Source organism: Endozoicomonas sp. ONNA1, assembly GCF_024606325.1.
Classification (GTDB): Bacteria; Pseudomonadota; Gammaproteobacteria; order Pseudomonadales; family Endozoicomonadaceae; genus Endozoicomonas_A.
The window spans coordinates 1-2241 of record NZ_JAHHPN010000833.1 but is presented as its reverse complement, the minus strand read 5'-3'; the positions used below and the strand labels follow the sequence as shown (position 1 = coordinate 2241).

1 protein-coding gene is annotated in these 2241 nt (G+C 46.6%); it reads right to left on the bottom strand.

The features are described from left to right. Positions 1-1804 (bottom strand): hypothetical protein (locus KDK19_RS19735; protein ID WP_257292692.1); only part of this gene is annotated, 1804 nt, incomplete at its 3' end. Positions 1805-2241 lie beyond the last annotated feature (437 nt).

The window sequence follows — 2241 nt, the reverse complement described above, 5'->3', positions numbered from 1 at the left end:
GCTTGCCACCAATGGCCGTGGGTTTTGCTTTTACAGCTTCTTCATCAGGCTGTCCCGCTCCGGCCATCGATGTGTAGATTTCATGAATTTTTATTTTGATGAGTCTGGCTTGCTCTTCCAGTGGCTGGGTATCATCCCAGTCATCAATACCAAGCTTTGCCGCCGAATAAGCATTTTGATTTTTTATGAAAAATCTACTGACTTGAAAAACTTGCTTTTCCTGCTCTGGGGTTTTTTCGAATTCCTGCTGAAGTTTCTGTAACTGGTTTTGCTGTGCCTCTATCACTTTGCGATTCTGCACAGGCTCATCATCAATCTGCTGTCTGGGTATGTCATCGGTGAGTTTGGCAGCAATGCTTTCGTCTTCGCTTAATGGATCGTCAGGCATTTCGGTGTTATCGCCTTCAACCTCATGAATATTTTCAACAAAATACCGATTGCTTAGAAGATTTCTAAATACGGGTTTGAAACCAAAGTGTTTTTCGAGTTGATTATGCATCCAGCTTGCCGTGGAGGCTGACATAGCGGCTTCGATTTGTCTTACTGTCAATTCAAATTCATCTGCCTGGCCTGGAGTAGCATTGGTCAATGCCTGCTGGATATATTCGAACTGTGCAATCAGCCTCAGTTCATCTTCGTATATAAGCGTCGTTTGTCCGTCTTCGTTAAGTTGAGCATTGTGCCATGCAGCTATCCCCTCCAGCAGTTCCATCTGCCTGTTTCGAATGACGTACTGGTAGCTTTTGACTTTGTCTTTTCTAATCTGTGCTCTCGCTTCAGAAGGGGGTATGCTGGAAAATTCTTCCGCAAACATGTTGTAGAGATTTTCCACAAAAGCGACATCGGCCGAATTCTGCTTCTGACCACGAAAAACAATCACCTCTCCCGGAGCCTCAGTCACTTCCAGCTTTGGATAACCCTCAGGTACGGGATATGCCCTGGTCTCATCCTCGACGTATACAACATAGCCGACGGGTTTACGGTAGTAAAAAAGCTCATTCAGAGCTTCCTGTTGTAAATCTTCCCCCAGAACATGAACCTGGGTATAGGCGGAGGTGGCTGCTGCTAAAAGCGTCTCTTCATTGACAAACAACGATTGATCCAGGCGGCGCAGTTCTGGGGGCTGATCGCCTCCAGCGATAAGACGCATAAAGGTGCGCCCGTTCACTTTAACTTCGTTTACTTGAACGGTGGCAAGGGCGACGTAGTCATTACTTGCGCCAAGGTTTCCTGCTCTTCTATTCGCAACTTTCAGCACTCCGGCCAGTTGTTCGGGACTGGCGATTTTTGTGAACTTTTCCAGGGAATGGATGCCATTCAATTGAGTACGAACAGCATTAATTGACTCCTGATCGGTCATTCCGTTTCTGACCTCAATGGCCAGTTTCTCTTCTGCAAGGTTATGGGTGAACCGGAAGACCCCCTCATCTCCTACCTTGAGGACTTTGGTGTATTTCTGAGCAACGTCATTGTCGTCTGTTTCAAACAGATCGACAGTTGAAACGCCACCGACGATGCCAGAAAGAGTGTCTGTGAAGCCTTCAGAAGGTATGTCATAGCCAGCCCTGGCTTGAGCCTGATCAGGGTAAGTGGTAGTAAAGGATTTGGGTATTGGCTGCTGGTCATCACCTAAAGTTGGCCTGACTATGACCTCACTCCGGGTAAATTCCGCATATCCATTGCTCTGAATATCGGTAGATTTTGTCTGCAGCCTGCGATCCGCCAGCGCCTGCGTACCAATGACGGATGAACAGATTGCAATGGCCACTGCAAGACTTAATGCATTGGGGGGAGCATTTGTCATTCTACTACCTCAGAGTTGAGTACTTTTATTACCGTGAAAAGTGATTGCTACACCGGGCAAAGAAGCAACTTTTAATCGCCGATGGCTGTTAATCGCTCATGGCTGTTCCGATGAGCTGTTGAGAGAATTTAGTTCACATTGGCAAATCCGGTAGGCTGTTGAGCGAATTTTGTTCACAATGGCAAAGTGGAATGCCAATAAAATTGATTTGTTTTTTCAGGAAGGGGGGACATTGATAGTTTCTAACGGGGTTTAATTGCTCTGTAAGGGGTTACTCAGCTACAGTCTTTGTGGCTCTCTTGCCACCGCTCTTTTGCCCTTCGTAGAAGGCGCCCAGAGTGTAAAAGTACGGAATACTTTCTGCGTGGGAAAATGACCATTGAGGCACATTGTCCCTGAAGTATTTCTCCCAGCCATGCTCATACATCTTCATGCTG